Genomic DNA, 17,272 nt, shown 5'->3' on the forward strand with positions numbered 1-17,272 from the left:
CCTCTCATCGCGCCAGCAACCGCCGGGCTATCGCCATCACGCTGCCCGCTGCGGCCGATTGGGGATATTGCGAGAGCAGCAGGCGCTGCGAGCGGATCGCATCGACCACCCGCTCATCGCGCCCGATCGTGCCCAGCAATGGCGGATCGAGCCGCAGAAAGCCGCGCGCCGCGCGCGCCAGGGCGGCGTGCGCCCGCTTGCCGGCGGGCTCGGACTGCGTCTGGTTGACCACGATCCGCGCATCGACCGTGCGACCCATCGCCACACGATCCCGCTTGAGCAGTTTCAGCACGGCATAAGCATCCGTGAGGCTGGAAGGGTCTTCGGTCGTCACGAGGATGACGGTATCGGCATAGGCCGCGACGTGCCGGGTCACCGGCTCGACCCCGGTGCCAAGATCGAACAGGATGACATCGTAATCGCCCGCCAGTGCCGCCAGTCGTTCGAGCAGCGCCGCAATCTGCTCGATCGAAACGCCGGCGAGCGCGCCGGACCCCGCTTGCCCGGCAATCAGATCGAAACCGCCCTGTGCGACCGTCGTGACACCGTCGCGCAAATCGGTGCCGTCGCGCATGAGTGCGGCGAGATCGAGCCCCGCCAGATGCCCAAGTTGAATGTCGGCATTGGCCAGTCCGAAATCGGCATCGAACACCAGAACCCGCCGCCGCCGCCGGCTGAGGGCTTGCGCGAGGGTCAGGCTCAGCCAGGTTTTGCCAACGCCCCCTTTGCCGGAAGCCAGCGCGATCAGCCGGGGTGTCGTGGCTCCAAGCAGGCTTGGGTTGAACAGTGCCGCAGCGCTCGGCGGTGCCATCTGATCGCCGATCGTATCGCCCTGTTCATGCGGCATGCGCGATCGCTTCCTTGCTATTGCGATTGAGCAGGCGCCGCGTGAGGAATGCCGGTGTCATCGGTTCGAGTCCGTCCGTCATCGAGCCGGACGTACCGGCATGGCTCAGGATCAGTGGTGCAGCCTCGGCGGCGGCGATCATGCCGCCCAGCCGGCGGGTCAGATCGAGCCGGGTGGGGATCAGCATGGTCGCACCGGCGGCATGAAACCGCGCTGCCATATCCGCGCTATCCTGCACATCGAGCCCAGCTGGCAACACGAGCGCTGCGACGCCGGAGACCTGAGCAATCATCTCGGCCAAGGTTGCCATATCGGCGTCGTTGAACGGGTCCATCCCGGGCAGATCGATCAGGGTGGGCCCGGTTTTGCTCCGTCTTCGGCGCGCCTGATCCGGCGCTGCCGTATCGATGAATGGCGTCTTCAGAACGCGGCACAAGGCGGATAACTGCGCCGCCGCGCCGGCCCGGTTCTGATCGGCGTTGATCACGGTCGGCCGGATGCCATCGAGCACGAGGCGCGTCGCCAGTTTTACGGTCGTCATGGTCTTGCCGGCACCGGGCGGCCCGACCAGCAGCAGGGGTTGCTGGTAGCCGACCCCGCCAAACCGGAACGTGCTGGCCACGGCGGTGTCCGGTGCCTGGTTGCGCCAGCGTTCGGCGAGGCGAGTGGGTACTTTATGAAACGCAAGTGCATCGCCCCATTGCTCGCAATGATCGAGCGTCTCCTCGGCGTCGGTCGCGACCGAAATCTCGACCTCGTCTCCGACGTTGCGGCTTTGCAGAATGAGCGCTTCCGGTCCCATCAACCGGTGGGCTTCCGCGAATGCCAACCGCATCGAGGCGGCTCTGATGAGTTTCACACGCATTTATAGGGCTCCCAGGGTTCTGATCCGCGCACGCGGAAAGATTTCGGTCTGTGCTAGGACTGGCGTTGAGGGTTGCATCCGCTCGATGATCGCGCGGATGTGCGCGCGCAGCGGCGCGCTGGTCAGCAGCACGGGTGTTTCACCTTCGGCGGCGACGGATTCGAATACCTGGGTGACACGGCGCATGAAATCGGCGAGGCGGCCCGGCGGCAGAGCCAGTTGGCGCGATTCCGGTGGCCCGACCAGCGCGTCGTTCAGCTCGTTTTCCCATTCAGGGCCGATCACCACGAGCGGCAGATAGCCGCGCGGACTGAGATGCGCATCGGTGAGCTGGCGTGCCATCCGCATCCGTACATGCGCGGCCACGGCGGCCACGCCTTTGATCTGCGTGGCGCAGGCCTCGTGAATGCCTTCGAGAATCGTGGGCAGATCCCTGATCGAGACCCGCTCGGCCAGCAGCGCCTGCAATACCCGCTGCACGCCCCCCACCGTCAATTGACTTGGGATGAGTTCGGTGACCAGCCGCTGCTGCTCGCGCGGCAGATCGTCGAGCAGTTTCTGTGTCTCGGAAAATGACAGCATTTCCGCCATGTTTTCCTTGACGATTTCGGTCAGATGCGTCGTCAGCACGCTCGCCGGGTCGACCACCGTGCACCCCTTGGCGCGTGCCAGATCACGGTCGGACGGATCGATCCAGATTGCCGGCAGGTTGAAGGCAGGCTCGGTGGTGCGCTCGCCCGGCACGTCCGGCAAAGTGCCGTCGGCGGTCATGGCGAGGAGTCTGGTCGCCTGCAATTTGCCGGAACCAGCCTCGATTTCCTTGATTTTGATCGAGTACGTGTCAGCCGCCAGCTGCATGTTGTCCTGAATGCGGACCGCCGGGAGTATGAAGCCCATTTCGGTCGCGATCGACCGGCGCAGCGATTTGATCTGCTCGGTGAGTTTGGGTGTGTCGCCCCCTGCCAGAATGAGCAGGCCGTACCCCAGCTCGAGCCGGATCTGATCGATCTTGAGCGCGTCGGTGATCGGCGGTTCGCCCGGCTCCACGGGTAGCGGATCGGGCGTGCTCTCCACCACGATGGGGTGCTGCCAACGATGCCACGCAGCCCACGCGGCCAGGCCGGAGAGTAGCGCAAACGGCACGAACGGCAGACCTGGCACGATCGCGAGCGCCAAGGCCGCGGCGGCCACGATGCCGAGCGGCTTCGGCGATCGGCCAAGTTGTGCAACCAGCGCGATGTCGGCGCTGCCTTCGGCCGATCCCTTGGTCACCACGATTCCCGCGGCGACCGAAACCAGCAGGGACGGAATTTGCGAGACCAGACCTTCACCGATCGACAACGTCGTGAAAGCGGATGCGGCGTCGTGGACGCTCATGCCCTTCTGGGCGACCCCGATCACAAACCCGCCCACGATATTGATCGACGTGATGATCAACGCCGCAATCGCATCGCCGCGGACGAATTTTGCCGCGCCATCCATCGCGCCGTAGAAGCCGCTTTCCTGTTCGAGCTCCGCGCGCTTGCGCCGGGCCGTCGCCTCGTTGATCGCGCCCGAGTTCATCTCCGCATCGATCGCCATCTGCTTGCCCGGAATCGCATCGAGCGTGAAGCGGGCGGCAACTTCGGCAATGCGGGTCGAACCCTTGGTGATGACGATGAAGTTCACCACCAGCAGGATGGCGAACACGATCAGCCCGATCAGCAGATCGCCACCCATCAGAAAGCCACCAAACGCGGCAATCACGTGCCCCGCGGCGTCAACCCCTTCGCTGCCATGTGACAGGATCTGACGGGTCGATGCGACATCGAGTGACAGTCGTAACAAGGTGGTCAACAATAAAACGGTCGGAAAACTGGTGAACTCGACCGGCTTGCGAATGAACAGCGCGACCATCAAAACCAGAATGCCGGACGTGAACGAGAGCGACAGACCGGCATCCAGCAGAAACGGCGGCAACGGGAGGATGAGGACGGTGATGATGCACACCACCGCCATCGCGAGCCCGACGTCGCTACCAGGACGGAACCGCCTGAGCGCAGTGTTGATGGCCGCGAGATCGAGCAGGTTTTTCATGCAGCGACCCCGTTATGGGCCGCCGGAATTACGGCGCCCTGGGCCGCGTAATCGCGCAACTTGTTGCGCAGTGCACGGATCGAGATGCCGAGGATCGTGGCCGCATGGGTCCGATTGCCGAGGCAGTGCTGCAATGTTTCCAAAATGAGCGCCTGCTCGACGTCCTCGACCCGCCGGCCCACCAGAGACGCCATTCCGGGCTCCAAACGTGGACTGCCCGCGTTCGCCACCCGCGCCATCGGGCGGGTCTCGATATTGACATCATCGGCATCGATGAGTGCCCCCGGCGTCAGCAGGACAGCCCGATGCATGGCGTTTTCCAACTCACGGACATTGCCGCGCCACGCATGCTCCATCAACCGCGTTATCGCACTTTCGGTCAGCCGCTTTTCACCAGCTTCGTTGAGTGCGGCATAATGATCGACGAAATGCTGCGCGAGCGTCGGGATGTCGGATGGCCGTTCACGCAAGGGCGGGATATGCAGCGCGACCACATTCAGCCGAAAAAACAGATCCTCGCGAAACCGGCCGGCATCGATCTCCGCGAGCAGGTCACGGTTGGTGGCCGCCAGGATCCGCACATCGACCGGAATCGGCCGTTCGCCACCAACCCGATCGATGCAGCGTTCCTGCAGCGTGCGCAACAGCTTGACCTGCAGACGGATATCCATTTCCGCCAGCTCGTCGAGCAGTAATGTTCCCTGATGTGCCGCTTCGAATTTACCGATGCGCCGCGCGATCGCCCCCGAAAACGCCCCTTTTTCATGGCCGAACAGTTCGGATTCGAGCAATGCTTCGGGGATTGCCGCACAATTGAGTGCAATGAACGGTGCGCGCGCCCGGCGTGACTGCGCATGAATGAACCGTGCCAGGACTTCCTTGCCCGTACCGCTCTCGCCGGTGATCAGGATGGATGCGGTCGATTGCGCAACCTGTTCGGCCTTCGCCAGCAATGCGCGCATCGCCGGGTCGCGCACCACCAGCGCCGACGGAAGGTCGGTGGAGACGGCGGCAAGGATTGCCGCGATCAATTCCGCGTCGGGCGGCAGCGGCAGATATTCCCGCGCGCCCGCACGAATGGCGGCGACCGCCGCCGCTTCATCATCCTGCGCACCGGCGGCGACCACCGCCGTTGTGAATCGTTCGTCGGCGAGTTGCGCCATCAGGCGGGGCAGATCGCGCGAGACGTCGCAAATGATGAGATCGATCCGCGCCTCCAACCGCAGCAGGCGCATGCCGGAATCGATCGTCTCCGCGTGGTCGAGCGTGGCCCCGCGCGAAGCGGCAATCCGCGCCGCCACACCAAGCTCGCCCTGCAACGATCCGATGATCAGAATGCGCATTGCCAAACCTCAGCCGCCTCGATCAGATTTGACGATTTCGGTCATGGTGATGCCGAGTTTCGTCTCGTCGATCATCACCACTTCGCCGCGCGCGATCAGCCGGTTGTTCACGAAAATATCGATCGGATCGCCAACCTTGCGATCGAGCTCGACGACGGCTCCCCGCCCGAGCTTGAGCAGTTGACTGACCTGCATGGTGGAGCGGCCGAGTACGGCACTGACGAGCACGGGAATGTCATAAACCGCCTCGAGGTCGCGCGGTCCGCGCGATGTCGAATGATCATCGGCCGCGGCGCGCGGCGCCGGTGTTGCCAGCGGCAACTCGGCTAGAGCCCGCGGTGGCATGGTCGTTTCCGGTGAGTTGATGTTCTCAGATGACAAGGTCGTCTTCCTTTCCTGTGCCGATTTCGATTTCGCCCTGTGCTGCCAGTTCTTTCGCCGTCATGACGATCGCGAGTTGCGCGGCATCGACATCGCGCAGCCGCACCGGCCCGAGCGCTTCGATGTCATCACGCAGCATCTTGCCCGCACGTTCGGACAGATTGCGCATGAACAAGTCGCGGATCCGGTCGGAGCCCCCTTTGAGGGCGATCGGCAGCTTTTCCTTCTCGACATTGCGGAGCAGGGTCTGAATATCCTGCGGTGCGAGGCGCACCAGGTCATCGAAGGTGAACATCAGCGCCTTGATCCGCTGTGCCGCATCCTGGTTCTTGGCCTCCAATGCGCTGATCAGCCGCGATTCCACGGCCCGATCGAACGAATTGAAAATCTCGGCCATTTTTGCGTGCGGATCACGTTGCGCACTCGATGCGAGATTTGCCATGAAATCGACCTTCAACGTGCGTTCGACATCATCGATCGCCTCGCGCTGAACGCCGCCGAGTGCGAGCATGCGCTCGACGACATCGATCGCCAGCGCTTCGGGCAGCAACGGAATGACCCGTGCCGCATGCTCCGCCGGCACGCGGGATAACACCATTGACGCCGTTTGCGGATGTTCGTGGCACAAATAATCGGCAAGTACCGATTCGTTGACCTTGCCGAGCTTATCCCAGATGTTGCGCCCGGCCGGGCCGTAGAGATCCTCGAGGATCTGGTTGACCATCTCGGCCGGCAGCATCGCGCGCAGCATCCGTTCGGTTGCTTCCGCCGAACCGGACACCGAGCTGGTCCGGCCGAGGCTCGCAGCGAACTCCTGACACAATTGTTCGACCACTTCCGGCCCGACCTTGCCGAGGCCTACCATGGCGCGCGAGACATCGCGGATTTCGTCGTCCTTCAGCATCGCCATCAGCTTGCCGCCATACTCGTCGCCGAGGGCGAGCATCAGGATGGCGGTGCGTGCGGCGCCGCTCAGCGCCAGGGTCGACCCGCTCACGACGTCCCTTCCTGGCTGAGCCAGCCACGGATCACGGCGACACTTTCTTCAGGATTGCGATCGATCAGTTCGACGATCGCGCGGATCGGATTATCCGCCCCCTCCTGTTCCGGCCCGGCGATTGCCGCCTGGTTGGGACCCCCGATCGCTCCATCGGCACTGGCGGGGATGGGCGGTGCCGTCAGCCGGCGGACCATCGGCCGGAAGACCACCAGCAGAGCCGCCAGCGCGATCAGCCCACTGACCAGGATTCGCAGGAGTGGCATCAGCATGCCGCTACTCATGAAGCGCGCGAGGAACGATCGTTTCGGCGCAGCACTCATCATGTCGGTATTGGCGAACGCCATGGACTGCACATCGACCACGTCGCCCCGGGCCTTGTCGTATCCGATCGCGGTTTGAACCAATCGCTTGATACGGGCGATGGTCGCGGCCGAGCGGGGCCGGGTGATCATCTGCCCCTTCGGTCCTTTGGCCTGGACATCGTCGAGCATGACGGCGACGCTGATCCGGGTGATTTCGGGTGTCGCGTGAATCGTGTGTTTGACGGTCTGACTGATCTCGTAATTGGTCGTCTGATCGGTGCGTGATGTTGCATCGACCGATTTCGGCGTCGCCGGCGCGGTCGAAGCGCCGGGCAGATTGTTTGCAACGGATACGGTCTTGTTATTGTTCTCGGTCCGGTTGGATTTGGTTCGGCTTTGCTGCTGGCTGCGCACCACCTGGCCATTCGGATCGTAAGTCGTTGCGGTCTGCGCGGTCCGGTCGAAATTCATGGAGACGGCCGTGACGACCCGCACCTGATTCGGTCCCAGCGCGGCGTCCAGCATCGAGCGCACGGCGTCGGTCAGATGCTGCTCGGTCGCCTGCTTCAGGCTGGCATCGCGGGCATCGAGCATCGCGTCGTCGCTCCGCCCCGCCTGCGCCAGCAGATCGCCCCGATCATCGGCAATCGAAATGTTCGATGGCTTCAATCCCGGCACGGCGGACGCGACCAGATTGAGGATCGCATCGATGCTCTGCCGGTCGAGCGGTGCGGCACCGGCGAGCGACAGCATGACACTGGCCTGGGCTGGGGCAGTATGCAGGCTGAAATCGTCCGCCTGTGGCAGCACCACCTGGACGCGCGACGACCGAATGCCGTGGATCAGATCGATCGTGCGCTCCAATTCGCCGTCGAGCGCACGGGTCTCATCGATCCGGTCGAGAAAATCCGAGCCGGTCAGCGGGTTCTGATGATCGAAGATCGCAAAACCGCTCGAACTGCCGGCCGGCAGATCATGCTGGGCCAACAGCAGCCGCGCCTGATCCAACTGCGTCGGCTCGACCATGATGCTGTGGCCGTTATCGCCGATCTCGTATTTGATGTGGGCGGCCGCAAGAGCGGTGGTGATGTTGCTCGCGTCCTTCAGGCCGAGACCGGCGTACAGGGTCGCGTTGGGGCTGGGCCCCCCGGTTATCGCCAAAGTGGCCATCAACGCGAGCACACTGACTGCCACGGCGGCCATGGCACCGAGTTTTACCGGGCCGAGTGCGCGCAAATTCTCGATCAGTTTGTTCATCGGTTGCCAGACCCCTCGGTCAGGGTTCTGCGGGGCGGGACACGGAGCGGCATCGGTTCATCCTGCTGTCGCGACGATTTTGTCGCACTGCAAGAATGTCAGATGAAGGTAAGCGTTCGGTTAACGCTCGGCAGAATTTGCCGGGTCGCGCCGGGTTTTAAAGAAATTCGTGAGCATGGCAGCGCTCTCGCGCTCAGCCACGCCACCCACCACGGCCGGTCGATGATGGCAGGTTGCCTGCTCGAAAATGCGAGGTCCGTGCTCGACTCCGCCCGATTTGGGGTCGTACGCGCCAAACACGAGGCGCTCGATCCTGAACAGCGAGGCGGCGGCCGCGCAGAGCGGACAAGGCTCCAACGTCACGGTCAGGGTGCAGCCCGGCAGAAATTTCCCACCGAGTCGCAGCGCCGCCGCGCGCAGCGCGAGCAACTCGGCATGGGCGGTCGTATCCTGGCGCGCTTCCACTTCGTTACCAAAGGCGGCGAGTATGGTGCCTGCCGCGTCGGTCACCACCGCACCCACGGGCACCTCGCCGCGCGCGGCCGCCTTGCCGGCTTCGATCAGGGCCTGCGCCATCGGGGTCATGCCGCTCTCTTGCCTTGGCGCACCCAACAGGTCTAGCTCCGCGTATGACAAAGCGCCCGACCATCGGCCTGACCCTCGATGCCGAGGCACCGGGCGGCTATTCGAAATTTCCCTGGTACGCGATCCGCCAGAACTATATGGACGCGATCGCCGATGCCGGCGGCGTTCCGGTCGGCGTGCCGCATCGTGCCGAACTGGCCGGCGCGTATCTTGATATGATCGATGCGCTGGTTGTGACCGGTGGCGCGTTCGATGTCGATCCTGCCTTGTATGGTGATGCGACCAGGCACGACACCGTTTCGCTCAAGCAGGATCGCACGACCGCCGAACTCGCCTTGCTGCGCGGGGCTCTGATGCGTGATCTGCCGGTCCTTGGCATCTGTGGGGGCGAACAATTGCTGGCCGTCGCCCTTGGCGGGACGCTGATCCAGCATATCCCGGCGGAAATCGTGAACGCGCTGGCGCATGAACAGCCCAACCCGCGCGATCAGCCCGGCCATGATGTGCGGATCTGCCCCGGTACGAGGCTTGCCGCCATCGTCGGCGCCGCCACCATGCGGGTCAATTCGTCACACCATCAGGCCGTGCGCGACCCCGGCGCCGCGCTGCGGGTCAACGCCACCGCGCCGGACGGGGTGATCGAAGGCGTGGAATCCACCACCCACCGGTTCTGCCTCGGCGTGCAATGGCATCCCGAATTCCTGATCGATCCCGGTGATGGGCGCATTCTGGCCGCCCTGGTCGGTGCCGCGTCATGACCGAAAAAGGCAGCTATGTCGCGCCGGACCGCGAGCAGGGCGAGCGGATTGCCAAATACCTGGCGCGCGCCGGTATTGCGAGCCGGCGCGATGCCGAACGCATGATCGGCGAAGGCAGGGTGGTGCACAACGGCATCAAGGTCGAGCATCCGGCGACCTTCGTTACGCCGGGCGACAGTATTCTGGTCGACGGCAACCCGGTCGGCGAACCGGCGCGCACGCGGCTGTGGCGCTATCACAAGCCGGATGGCCTGCTTACCACCCATCGCGATCCAGAAGGCCGCCCGACCGTGTTTGAAAAACTGCCGGCCGGCCTGCCGCGGGTGGTCAGCGTCGGCCGGCTCGATCTCAACAGCGAGGGTCTGCTGCTGCTGACCAACGACGGTGCCATGGCCCGCCGGCTCGAACTTCCGACCACCGGCTGGCATCGCCGCTACCGGGTACGTGTGTATGGCATGGTCGATTCCGACAAACTTGCCGCGCTGAAAGAAGGGATCACGGTCGATGAGGTTCGCTACGGCCCGATCACCGCGGAGGTCGATTCCGCCAAGGGTGCGAACGCATGGCTCTCGGTCAGCATCACCGAAGGCAAGAATCGTGAAATCCGCAAGGTCATGGCCGCACTTGGTTTGGAAACCACCCGCCTGATCCGCGTGGCCTACGGTCCGTTCCAACTGGGCAGCCTCGCGCGCGGCGCGGTCGCCGAAGTCACCGGCAAAGTCCTGCGCGAGCAATTGCCCAAGGACAGATAATGGGGGCGCCGCGCATCATCGCCGGCGCCTGGCGCGGCCGCGCCCTGGGCGCGCCACAGGGTCTGACGACGCGACCCACCGCAGGGCGGGTGCGACAAGCACTGTTCGATATGCTGATGCACGCGCCCTGGGCCGAAGGCGCGGTCGATGGCAATACGGTGCTCGATGTTTTCGCCGGCTCCGGGGCGCTCGGGCTCGAAGCGCTCTCGCGCGGTGCCGCGAACGCCACCTTCATCGATAACAACCGCGCCGCGATGGATATGATCCGCCGTAACATCGCCGCCTGCAACGCAACCGACCGCGCCAGGCTGGTTCCCGCCGACGCACTCAATCCGCCCCAAGGCAGCCCCCACGGCCTGATTTTGCTTGACCCGCCCTACGGCAACGACCTGATCCCCCGCGCGATTGCAGCCCTCGATAAAACCGGCTGGATCGCGCCGGACGCGCTGATCGCCGCCGAGTTCGGCAGAAGCGATCCGCTGCCGTACGGTATCGAACCGCTCGCCGAACGCACCCACGGCGCAGCACGGCTGGTGATCTGGTCCTCGCGGTAATACTGAGGGGCGTCGTCGTCGAAGGTGCCAATGATTGGGGCTGGGTGGGATGGGCTGGAGACGGGATAAGGAGATAAGGGAAGGCTTCTTTTTTGTAAAAAAGAAGCAAAAAACTTTCTTTAATCTGGGTAACGGGCGTTTTCACCGGCACGGACCCAAATTAACAAAGTTTTTTTTGCTTCTTTTTTGTTTACAAAAAAGAAGAACTTCCCTTGCTTTTTTACCTATTTCGTTATGATATCGTAATGAATTAAGCGTGCATCAGCCCCGCGGGCCTTTGCGCCACATTTTTTTCGCATCGAAGGAGGGCACGAAGGGGTGGTGCCAGGGCGGGACGGGCGGTGGGGGTGGGCCGAGGATGTCGCGGAGTTGTTCGGGGGTGAAGTCGATGCTGCCGTCGGGGTTGACTTTGTATTGGGCCATGAAGTCGGGCTGGCGCTCGGGGCGAGGGCGTTTGGGGCGGGGTTTTGGTTCGCCTGTGGGTTCGCACCGGGGTTTTCTTGGGCGTTTGATGATCTGGGGGGGACGCAGGCCGAGCATGGTGTGGAGGGGGCGGAGGATGCGGCCGAGGCTGGGGTGGGTGGCCAGCAGCTCCAGCACGATGGGGTCTTCCATGAAGAGCTGGAGATCGGCGCGGGCGGCGGCACCGGCGACGACGGTGGCGGGGCCGTTGGGCAGCAGGCGGATGAGCCAGGCGAAGCCGCGGGGGAGTGTGAGGGGTGGTTTGGGTTTGGCGGTGGCGGGTTCGCGCTCGACCGGTTTGGGAGCGCGGGTGCGGATGCGCGGGGATTGGGGTGGGCGGGATGCGATGCGGGCGAAGCGGGCGATCTGGCGGGCGAGGTAGTTCCAGATCAGGACGATGAGCGGGCCGTGGATTTTGAGGCGGTAGCCGTTGTCGGCGACCGAGCGCTGCAGGGCACGGAAGATCACCGTGAAGCGCTCGGTCGGGTCGGCAGGCATGAACGGCGCGTTTGCGATCATGGGAAGGGTTAGACCATGATCGGTGGGGGGTGAGAAAGGAAAATGTTAGACGAAGAAAGGAAGCGCTTCTTTTTTGTAAAAAAGAAGCAAAAAACTTTTTGAGTCTGGGGCACGGGCGGTTTCACCGGCATGGGCACGGTGTAACAAGGTTTCATCTGAGAGTTGGGCGGTTTCACCGGCACGGGCACGGTGGAACAAGGTTTCATCTGGGACTTGGGCGGTTTCACCGGCATGGGTACGGTGTAACAAGGTCTTATCTGGGACTTGGGCGGTTTCGCCGGCGCGGGCACGGACTAACAAGGTTTCATCTGGGACTTGGGTGGTTTCACCAGCATGGGCACGGTGTAACAAGGTCTTATCTGGGACTTGGGCGGTTTCACCGGCATGGGCACGGTGGAAAAAGGTTTTATCTGGGACTTGGGCGGTTTCACCGGCTCGGGCCCGGCGTAACAATGTTTAATCTGGGGCTTGGGCGGTTTCATCGGCATGGGCCCGGCCTAACAAGGTTTCATCTGGGGCTTGGGCGGTTTCACCGGCATGACCCGGCCTAACAAGGTTTTATCTGGGACTTGGGCGGTTTCACCGGCCTGGGCACGGCGTAACAAGATTTTATCTGGGACTTGGGCGGTTTCACCGGCTCGGGCCCGGCCTAACAAGGTTTCATCTGGGGCTGGGCGGTTTCACCGGTATGGGCCCGGCGTAACAAGGTTTTATCTGGGACTTGGGCGATTTCACCGGCACGGGCCCGGTGTAACAAGATTTTATCTGGGACTTGGGCGGTTTCACCGGCATGGGCCCAGAGTAACAAAGTTTTTTTTGCTTCTTTTTTGTTCACAAAAAAGAAGACTCTTGCTTGCCCTTGTCCTTGCTCGCGCTTGTCTCCCTAGGGCGTTGTCGCCGTCGTCCGTGCCTGGGCTTTCTCGTAACTTTTCAGATGGAGATAGGCGATTTTGAGGACGGGGGCGGTTTGGTCGGGCGGGCAGCGGGTCAGCATGGTGCCGAGGATATGATCGGCTTCGATGCGGCCTGATCGCTCGATGTCGCGCAGCATCGAGGCGGCGAGGGGTGATCCGGCGGCGGTGAGGGCGGTGCGGGTTCGTTGCCATGCCGGTTCGCGGAGTGGGTAGCCCTGGCTGGCTGCGATCGCGGCGCATTCGTGGGCCAGGTCGAGCGCGATGGGACCGGCGCCGGCGGCCACGATATCGCCGATCGTTGCGCGCATCAGGCAGGTGATACCGGCGAGCGATGTGATGAAGGCGAATTTCTCCCACATGTCCTGCATGATCGTTTCGCTACGCTGTGTCGCAAACCGGGCGGCGGCGAATGTGGTGTCGATTGTGCCGACGCGCGCCGCCTGGCTGGGGTCGCGGGCTCCGAAGGTGAGCGATTCGATCTCGTTCAGATGGATGATGCGTCCTTCGGGGTCGAGCACTGTCGAGATCACGCATTGACCGCCGAGGACGTGTGCGGCGCCGAAGTGCCGGTCGAGCTCGTCGAGGTGGCTGATGCCGTTCAGCAGGGGCAGGATCAGCGTATCCGATCCGACTGCCGGGGCGAAATCGGCGATGGCATCGGCGAGATCGTAGGCTTTGCAGCTGAGCAGGATGAGATCGAACCCGGCGGTGAGGGATGTTGCTGTCACCAGTTTGGGGGACGGGTCGTGGACATCGCCGCGCGCACTTTTGATCACCAGCCCGGTCTGCCGGAGGGCTGCTGCCCGGGCTGGGCGCACCAGAAATGTCACGTCGGCGCCGGCCTCGATCAACCGGCCGCCGAAATAGCCGCCGATGCTGCCGGCGCCGACGACCAGGATTTTCATGGCCATGGTTCAGCGCTCCATCACGATGAGTGTCGATGTCGCCGAGGCGTAGAGTTTGCCGGCTGAATCGGTCAGTCGCGCCTCGGCGAAGGCGGCGCGGCGGCCCATGGAGACCACGGTGCCGGTCGCGCGGACCACGCCGGTTTCCGCGGTCAGCGCCCGGTGATAGGCGACTTTGAGTTCCAGCGTCGAATAGGCCTGCGAGGGGCTCAGCCGGGAATGCACCGCGCAGCCGCAGGCGGAATCCAGCAGGGTCGCCGCGTAGCCGCCGTGCACCGTGCCGATCGGGTTATAGACCTCGGTTCCCGGTCTGCCTTCGAACACCACGCGACCGTCTGCCACCTCGATAAGATCGAACCCCATGGTGCGGCCGATTCCGGGCATTTTGCCGGCGGCGATCAGGGCGCGGAGGGTTTCGAGCCCGTTTGGTGTGTGCGTGTGTTCGCTCATGTGCTGGTCCTTCAGGGTACTGACCTCACGTTTATCACTTGCATGGTGATAGTGACAAGCCTATAAAGCTTGCATCGTGAAAGTGACATGACGGGACATAAATTCGATGCAGCGCAAGAGTTTCGGCAATCTGCAATGTCCGATTGCCCGCAGTCTTGAACGGGTGGGCGAGTGGTGGAGCATTTTGATTTTGCGGGATGCGTTCCATGGCCTGACGCGGTTCGACGAGTTTCAGAAAAGCCTGGATATTGCCCCGAACATGCTGACGCGGCGGCTGCAGGCGCTGGTGGAGTCTGAGCTGCTGGAGAAGCGGCGCTACAGTGAGCATCCTCCCCGCTACGACTATGTTCTGACCGAGCGCGGCCGGGATTTCCGGCCCGTGCTGTGGGCTTTGCTGGCCTGGGGCAACAGGCATTTCGCACCGGAGGGGCCGAGTGTCGTGCTGGTCGATCAGGAGACCGGGGCGGAGGTGGTGCCGGTCATGGTGGATGAGCGGACCGGCAGGCGCCTGGAGTCGGGCCGGTATCGCTCGGCACCGGGCCCCGCGGCCGATGCGCGGACGCGGGCGCGGCACGGCGGACCACCGGGCGCCGTTGTTGCGACGGAAGGCGACGACGCGCCATGAGCCAGACGATGGCCGCAGCGGATCGCGATGGTAACGCCGTGGCGGGCCGGCGGCGATTTCGCAGACGCGTGGTTCTGCTGCTCGGTCTGGTGATCGTGCTCGGCGGCGCTTCATGGTACGTGCGGCGGTGGTGGACCGTGGGGCGGTTCGTCGCGAGCACCGATGATGCCTATGTTGGGGGTGACGTCACGCCGATTTCACCCCATGTCGCCGGGTTCGTCGGTGCGGTGCTGGTGCGCGACAATCAATATGTCCATGCCGGTCAGCCGATCATCGCGCTGCGGGGGCATGATTTGCGGGCGGCGCGGGCGCGGGCGGCCGCGATCGTTCGGGCGCGGTCGGCGGCGCTCGCGCAACTGGCGGCGGACATCGATTATCAGCATGCGATGATCGCATCGGCGGCGGCCGATCTGGCGGCGCGGGAGGCGGATGCCGCGTTCGCGGCGAGCGATGCCGCGCGGTATCGGGTGCTGGCACGGTCGGGGGCGAATTCGCGCCAAGACGCGCAGAAGGCGCTGGCGGCGGCGCAGGCGGCGCGGGCGGGTGTCGCGGCGTCCCGCGCGGCCCTGACGGCCGCGAGACGGCAGCTCGCCGTGCTTGCGACCCGGATCGTCCAGGCGCATGCGGCCAAGGCGGCGGCGGTGGCGGATCTGAGGCTCGCGCAGCTCAAGGTGGGTTACACGATCATTCGCGCGCCGATCGATGGTTATGTCGGGAATCGGGCCGCCCAGGCCGGTGCCTATGTAACCGCCGGCAGCTACCTGTTGTCGATCGTCCCGGCGCGGGGTTTATGGGTGGACGCCAATTTCAAGGAGGACGACCTTGCGGCGATCCGGCCGGGTCAGCCGGTGCGGATCGTGGCGGACGTGCTGCCGGCGCGGGTGTTTCACGGTCATGTCGAAAGCCTGGCACCGGCGAGCGGTGCGGTCTTCAGCGTGATCCCGGCGCAGAACGCCACGGGCAATTTCACGAAGATCGTGCAGCGGGTGCCGGTGCGGATTGCGCTGGACGGTGGTGCGGCGACGCTCGGCAGGCTGCGGCCGGGGCTATCGGCGACGGTCAGCGTCGATACCAAGGCCGCGCGATGAGGGCGATTTTGCCTTTCGCCGTGATGTGCGTGGGGATGTTCGTCGCATTGCTCGATATTCAGATCGTTGCATCGTCCTTGCAGGATATCGGCGGCGGTTTGTCGGCCGCGCAGGACCAGATTTCCTGGGTGCAGACCGCTTATCTGATCGCCGAGATCATCATGATCCCGTTATCGGGCTGGCTGACCCGGGTGTTTTCGACCCGCTGGCTGTTCAGCGTCTCGGCGCTCGGTTTTACGGTCAGCTCGATGTTGTGCGGGTTTGCGTGGAATATCGACAGCATGATCGTCTTTCGTGCGATGCAGGGGTTGCTGGGCGCTTCGATGATTCCGACCGTGTTCACCTCGTCGTTTCATTACTTTCCTGGCCCGCGCCGGGTCTATGCCGCCGCCGTGATCGGCACGATCGCCTCGGTGGCGCCCTCGCTCGGTCCGGTGATCGGCGGTTGGATCACCGATACACTCGGCTGGCCGTGGCTGTTTTATGTCAATCTGATCCCTGGTGTTCTGGTGGCGGCGGGCGTGGCTGCCATGGTGGATATCGACCGGCCGGACCTGTCGTTGCTGCGTGGTGCGGATTATCCGGGGATTGCGCTGATGGCGGTGGCGCTCGGTACGCTGGAATACGTGCTGGAGGAAGGCGCGCGGTGGAACTGGTTCAGCGATCGGACCATCCGGATCTGCGCGATCGCCGCGGCGGTGAGTTTCGTGCTGTTCCTGTGGCGGAGCTTGACCTTCGCCAATCCCGTGGTCGATCTGCGCGCCTTCGGCAATCGTAATTTCAGCATCGGGTGCGTTCTGTCGTTCATCACCGGGATCGGGATTTTTTCGACGATCTATCTGACACCGCTGTTTCTGGGCTATGTGCGCGGCTATTCAGCCTGGCAGACCGGGGTTGCGGTGTTTACCACCGGGCTTGCCTCGCTGGCGGGTGTGCCTGTCTATATCGCGCTGGCGCGAAAATTTGATGGCCGCTGGCTGATGATGTTCGGCCTTGCGTGTTTTGGGTTATCGATGGTGAGTTTCAGTGCCATCACGAGCGACTGGGGCGGCGGACAATTGCTGATGCCGCAGGTGATCCGGGGCTTTCCGCAGGTGTTTGCCGTGGCGCCCAGCGTGACGCTGGGGCTGGGCAGTCTGAGCCCGGCGCGGCTGAAATATGCCAGCGGCCTGTTCAACATGATGCGCAATCTGGGTGGTGCGGTGGGAATTGCGGTGAGTGGCGCGGTTCTGAACGATCGGACCAATCTTCATTTCACCACCATCGCCTCGGCGCTGACACCGGCGAACGGGCCGATGACGCGGCTGCTCGGCCGCCTTTCGGCGCGCTATGGGGCCATGCCGGGCGCGCCGGGTGGCGGTGTGCCGGCATCGCTGCTGCGGTTGCGCACCCTTGCGTATCAGCAGGCATCGACCCTGGCCTTCGCGGATGCGTTCCGTATCGTGATGCTGGCGTTCGGGTTCGCCACGGTTCTGGTGCTCTTCATGCGGAAGGTGACGCCGCCGAAAGCACCGCCGGCCGGCGCCCATTGATCGCGCTCCTCGTGGCGCCGGTGCGCGGCGAGCGGTGCGACGGCTCTGGCGGGGACA

18 protein-coding genes are annotated in these 17,272 nt (G+C 63.9%); 6 read left to right on the forward strand and 12 right to left on the reverse strand.

Annotation, left to right across the window (positions count from 1 at the left end):
• Window positions 1-4 precede the first annotated feature (4 nt).
• The 8 genes from AruPA_RS04175 to AruPA_RS04210 all read right to left on the reverse strand — a co-directional run bounded on the left by AruPA_RS04175 (window position 5) and on the right by AruPA_RS04210 (window position 8,647).
• Window positions 5-847, reverse strand: coding sequence for an AAA family ATPase (locus AruPA_RS04175; protein ID WP_265635333.1), 843 nt, complete (start codon window positions 845-847; stop codon window positions 5-7).
• The gene (locus AruPA_RS04180; RefSeq protein ID WP_265635334.1) at window positions 837-1,712 is read right to left on the reverse strand and encodes a GTP-binding protein; all 876 of its coding nucleotides are present in this window, start codon (window positions 1,710-1,712) and stop codon (window positions 837-839) included. The genes AruPA_RS04175 and AruPA_RS04180 overlap by 11 nt, the downstream gene beginning before the upstream one ends.
• A complete protein-coding gene (flhA, locus tag AruPA_RS04185) occupies window positions 1,713-3,788 on the reverse strand; it encodes a flagellar biosynthesis protein FlhA (RefSeq protein ID WP_265635336.1) in 2,076 nt (691 codons plus the stop codon).
• Window positions 3,785-5,131, reverse strand: a complete 1,347-nt coding sequence (locus AruPA_RS04190; RefSeq protein ID WP_265635338.1) for a sigma-54-dependent Fis family transcriptional regulator — start codon at window positions 5,129-5,131, stop codon at window positions 3,785-3,787. The genes flhA and AruPA_RS04190 overlap by 4 nt, the downstream gene beginning before the upstream one ends.
• A 9-nt stretch (window positions 5,132-5,140) precedes the next feature.
• Window positions 5,141-5,476, reverse strand: a complete 336-nt coding sequence (gene fliN, locus AruPA_RS04195; protein ID WP_265635340.1) for a flagellar motor switch protein FliN — start codon at window positions 5,474-5,476, stop codon at window positions 5,141-5,143.
• Window positions 5,477-5,501: 25 nt separating this feature from the next.
• Window positions 5,502-6,509 (reverse strand): flagellar motor switch protein FliG, encoded by a 1,008-nt coding sequence (locus AruPA_RS04200; RefSeq protein WP_265635341.1) that lies wholly within the window; start codon window positions 6,507-6,509, stop codon window positions 5,502-5,504.
• On the reverse strand, window positions 6,506-8,071 hold the full coding sequence (gene fliF, locus AruPA_RS04205; protein ID WP_265635342.1) for a flagellar basal-body MS-ring/collar protein FliF: 1,566 nt from the start codon (window positions 8,069-8,071) through the stop codon (window positions 6,506-6,508). The genes AruPA_RS04200 and fliF overlap by 4 nt, the downstream gene beginning before the upstream one ends.
• Before the next feature lie 120 nt (window positions 8,072-8,191).
• Window positions 8,192-8,647, reverse strand: a complete 456-nt coding sequence (locus AruPA_RS04210) for a nucleoside deaminase (protein ID WP_265635758.1) — start codon at window positions 8,645-8,647, stop codon at window positions 8,192-8,194.
• Window positions 8,648-8,700: 53 nt separating this feature from the next.
• On the opposite strand from AruPA_RS04210, the gene AruPA_RS04215 reads away from it, so the two are divergent.
• From AruPA_RS04215 to rsmD, 3 genes are read left to right on the forward strand one after another with little or no spacing between them, the layout of a single operon-like run.
• On the forward strand, window positions 8,701-9,414 hold the full coding sequence (locus AruPA_RS04215; RefSeq protein WP_265635344.1) for a gamma-glutamyl-gamma-aminobutyrate hydrolase family protein: 714 nt from the start codon (window positions 8,701-8,703) through the stop codon (window positions 9,412-9,414).
• Window positions 9,411-10,166, forward strand: a complete 756-nt coding sequence (locus AruPA_RS04220; RefSeq protein WP_265635346.1) for a pseudouridine synthase — start codon at window positions 9,411-9,413, stop codon at window positions 10,164-10,166. Before AruPA_RS04215 ends, AruPA_RS04220 begins: the two co-directional genes overlap by 4 nt.
• The gene (rsmD, locus tag AruPA_RS04225; RefSeq protein ID WP_265635347.1) at window positions 10,166-10,720 is read left to right on the forward strand and encodes a 16S rRNA (guanine(966)-N(2))-methyltransferase RsmD; all 555 of its coding nucleotides are present in this window, start codon (window positions 10,166-10,168) and stop codon (window positions 10,718-10,720) included. The genes AruPA_RS04220 and rsmD overlap by 1 nt, the downstream gene beginning before the upstream one ends.
• 261 nt (window positions 10,721-10,981) lie before the next feature.
• On the opposite strand, the gene AruPA_RS04230 is transcribed toward rsmD, so the two are convergent.
• The 4 genes from AruPA_RS04230 to AruPA_RS04245 form a co-directional block, all read right to left on the reverse strand.
• Window positions 10,982-11,701 carry a hypothetical protein gene (locus tag AruPA_RS04230; protein ID WP_265635348.1) on the reverse strand — a complete coding sequence of 240 codons (720 nt, stop codon included), beginning with the start codon at window positions 11,699-11,701 and terminating at the stop codon, window positions 10,982-10,984.
• Between the two features lie 45 nt (window positions 11,702-11,746).
• Window positions 11,747-12,154: a hypothetical protein gene (locus AruPA_RS04235; RefSeq protein ID WP_265635349.1), complete on the reverse strand. Its 408-nt coding sequence runs from the start codon at window positions 12,152-12,154 to the stop codon at window positions 11,747-11,749.
• A gap of 430 nt (window positions 12,155-12,584) precedes the next feature.
• Window positions 12,585-13,526, reverse strand: a complete 942-nt coding sequence (panE, locus tag AruPA_RS04240; RefSeq protein WP_265635351.1) for a 2-dehydropantoate 2-reductase — start codon at window positions 13,524-13,526, stop codon at window positions 12,585-12,587.
• 3 nt (window positions 13,527-13,529) lie between these two features.
• Window positions 13,530-13,970 (reverse strand): PaaI family thioesterase, encoded by a 441-nt coding sequence (locus AruPA_RS04245; protein ID WP_265635353.1) that lies wholly within the window; start codon window positions 13,968-13,970, stop codon window positions 13,530-13,532.
• Between the two features lie 106 nt (window positions 13,971-14,076).
• On the opposite strand from AruPA_RS04245, the gene AruPA_RS04250 reads away from it, so the two are divergent.
• Genes AruPA_RS04250 through AruPA_RS04260 form a run of 3 tightly spaced genes read left to right on the forward strand, consistent with a single transcriptional unit; the run spans window position 14,077 to window position 17,215 of the window.
• Window positions 14,077-14,595 carry a helix-turn-helix domain-containing protein gene (locus tag AruPA_RS04250; RefSeq protein ID WP_265635355.1) on the forward strand — a complete coding sequence of 173 codons (519 nt, stop codon included), beginning with the start codon at window positions 14,077-14,079 and terminating at the stop codon, window positions 14,593-14,595.
• Window positions 14,592-15,683: an HlyD family secretion protein gene (locus tag AruPA_RS04255; protein ID WP_265635356.1), complete on the forward strand. Its 1,092-nt coding sequence runs from the start codon at window positions 14,592-14,594 to the stop codon at window positions 15,681-15,683. The genes AruPA_RS04250 and AruPA_RS04255 overlap by 4 nt, the downstream gene beginning before the upstream one ends.
• Window positions 15,680-17,215 carry a DHA2 family efflux MFS transporter permease subunit gene (locus AruPA_RS04260; protein WP_265635358.1) on the forward strand — a complete coding sequence of 512 codons (1,536 nt, stop codon included), beginning with the start codon at window positions 15,680-15,682 and terminating at the stop codon, window positions 17,213-17,215. Before AruPA_RS04255 ends, AruPA_RS04260 begins: the two co-directional genes overlap by 4 nt.
• Window positions 17,216-17,272: the final 57 nt, after the last annotated feature.

The sequence above is a fragment of the Acidiphilium sp. PA genome (genome assembly GCF_026191915.1).
Taxonomy (GTDB): Bacteria; Pseudomonadota; Alphaproteobacteria; order Acetobacterales; family Acetobacteraceae; genus Acidiphilium.